Origin of the sequence: Luteibacter sp. UNCMF331Sha3.1, from assembly GCF_900109915.1 — a bacterium.
Classification (GTDB): Bacteria; Pseudomonadota; Gammaproteobacteria; order Xanthomonadales; family Rhodanobacteraceae; genus Luteibacter.
In genome coordinates, this window is sequence record NZ_FOBU01000008.1 from 1 (window position 1) to 2500 (window position 2500).

The 2500-nt window shown below is 54.8% G+C and carries 2 rRNA genes (1 of these 2 cut by a window edge); both read right to left on the bottom strand.

The features are described 5' to 3' along the window. Positions 1-24: 24 nt before the first annotated feature. Positions 25-139 (bottom strand): 5S ribosomal RNA (gene rrf / locus BMX32_RS18315). A 115-nt stretch (positions 140-254) separates the two neighbouring features. Next, positions 255-2500, bottom strand: a 23S ribosomal RNA gene (locus tag BMX32_RS18320); it runs 639 nt beyond the window's last position.

Sequence of the window (2500 nt, forward strand, 5' to 3'; positions counted from 1 at the left end):
GAGACCGGGTTTTTGGGATAAAGCCCCTGGCGGTGACCTACTCTTGCATGGCTTGAGCCACACTACCATCGGCGCATGCGCGTTTCACTTCTGAGTTCGGGATGGGATCAGGTGGGACCACGCCGCTATAGCCGCCAGGGAAGGGGTGGGAGCAGCGCGCTGTGCGCCGGCTCCACGGAGGGTTGTAAACGAGTGACAAGCGTCCGGGAACGACCGGAGACATGTGTGAAGACGGTGAAGCGTCTTGGGGTTATATGGTCAAGCCTCACGGCTCATTAGTACACGTAAGCTCAATGCATTGCTGCACTTCCACACCGTGCCTATCAACCACCTAGTCTTGATGGTGCCTTAAGGAGAGTCAAGCTCTCGGGAGATCTCATCTTGGGGCGTGCTTCCCGCTTAGATGCTTTCAGCGGTTATCACTTCCGTTCGTAGCTACCGGGCAATGCCATGGGCATGACAACCCGAACACCAGCGGAACGTCCACTCCGGTCCTCTCGTACTAGGAGCAGCCCCCCTCAAATCTCCAACGCCCACGACAGATAGGGACCGAACTGTCTCACGACGTTCTGAACCCAGCTCGCGTACCACTTTAAATGGCGAACAGCCATACCCTTGGGACCGGCTACAGCCCCAGGATGTGATGAGCCGACATCGAGGTGCCAAACACCGCCGTCGATATGAACTCTTGGGCGGTATCAGCCTGTTATCCCCGGAGTACCTTTTATCCGTTGAGCGATGGCCCTTCCATACAGAACCACCGGATCACTAAGACCTACTTTCGTACCTGCTTGATCCGTCGATCTCGCAGTCAAGCACGCTTATGCCTTTGCACACAGTGCGCGATGTCCGACCGCGCTGAGCGTACCTTCGTGCTCCTCCGTTACTCTTTGGGAGGAGACCGCCCCAGTCAAACTACCCACCATACACGGTCCCCGATCCGGATTACGGACCTAGGTTAGAACGTCAAGCACTTCAGGGTGGTATTTCAAGGATGGCTCCACCGAAACTAGCGTCTCGGTTTCATAGCCTCCCACCTATCCTACACAGAAGAACTCAACGTTCAGTGTAAAGCTATAGTAAAGGTTCACGGGGTCTTTCCGTCTTGCCGCGGGAACGCTGCATCTTCACAGCGATTTCAATTTCACTGAGTCTCGGGTGGAGACAGCGCCGCTGTCGTTACGCCATTCGTGCAGGTCGGAACTTACCCGACAAGGAATTTCGCTACCTTAGGACCGTTATAGTTACGGCCGCCGTTTACTGGGGCTTCGATCAAGAGCTTCGCCTTGCGGCTGACCCCATCAATTAACCTTCCAGCACCGGGCAGGCGTCACACCCTATACGTCCACTTTCGTGTTTGCAGAGTGCTGTGTTTTTGATAAACAGTCGCAGCGGCCAGGTTACTGCGACCCCTCGATGCTCAGTCACGCACGTGACCACACCAAGAGGCGCACCTTCTCCCGAAGTTACGGTGCCATTTTGCCTAGTTCCTTCACCCGAGTTCTCTCAAGCGCCTTGGGATTCTCACCCTGCCTACCAGTGTCGGTTTACGGTACGGTTTTTCTACAGCTGAAGCTTAGTGGCTTTTCCTGGAAGCGTGGTGTCAGTCACTTCGTCCTCATAGGACTCGTCTCGGTGCTCGGCATAAAGGTTCCCGGATTTGCCTAAGAACCATGCCTACCGCCTTTCCCCAGGACAACCAACGCCTGGTAGACCTAACCTTCTCCGTCCCCACATCGCACTGTAGAAAAGTGCAGGAATATTAACCTGCTTCCCATCGACTACGCATTTCTGCCTCGCCTTAGGGGCCGACTCACCCTGCGCCGATGAACGTTGCGCGAGGAAACCTTGGGCTTTCGGCGGGGAGGCTTTTCACCCCCCTTATCGTTACTCATGTCAGCATTCGCACTTCCGATACCTCCAGCAGACTTTACAATCCACCTTCACAGGCCTACGGAACGCTCCTCTACCGCGTACGGATCAAAATCCGTACACCCCGAGCTTCGGTGCATAGCTTAGCCCCGTTAAATCTTCCGCGCAGACCGACTCGACCAGTGAGCTATTACGCTTTCTTTAAAGGGTGGCTGCTTCTAAGCCAACCTCCTGGCTGTCTATGCCTTTCCACATCGTTTTCCACTTAGCTATGACTTTGGGACCTTAGCTGCGGGTCTGGGTTGTTTCCCTTTTCACGACGGACGTTAGCACCCGCCGTGTGTCTCCCGTGTAGCACGTGTTGGTATTCGGAGTTTGCCATGGTTTGGTAAGTCTCAATGACCCCCTAGCCATAACAGTGCTCTACCCCCAACAGTGTTCGCACGAGGCGCTACCTAAATAGCTTTCGAGGAGAACCAGCTATCTCCGAGTTTGTTTAGCCTTTCACTCCGATCCTCAACTCATCCCCATCTATTGCAACAGATGTGGGTTCGGTCCTCCAGTGCGTGTTACCGCACCTTCAACCTGGTCAAGGATAGATCACTCGGTTTCGGGTCTACTGCCAGAG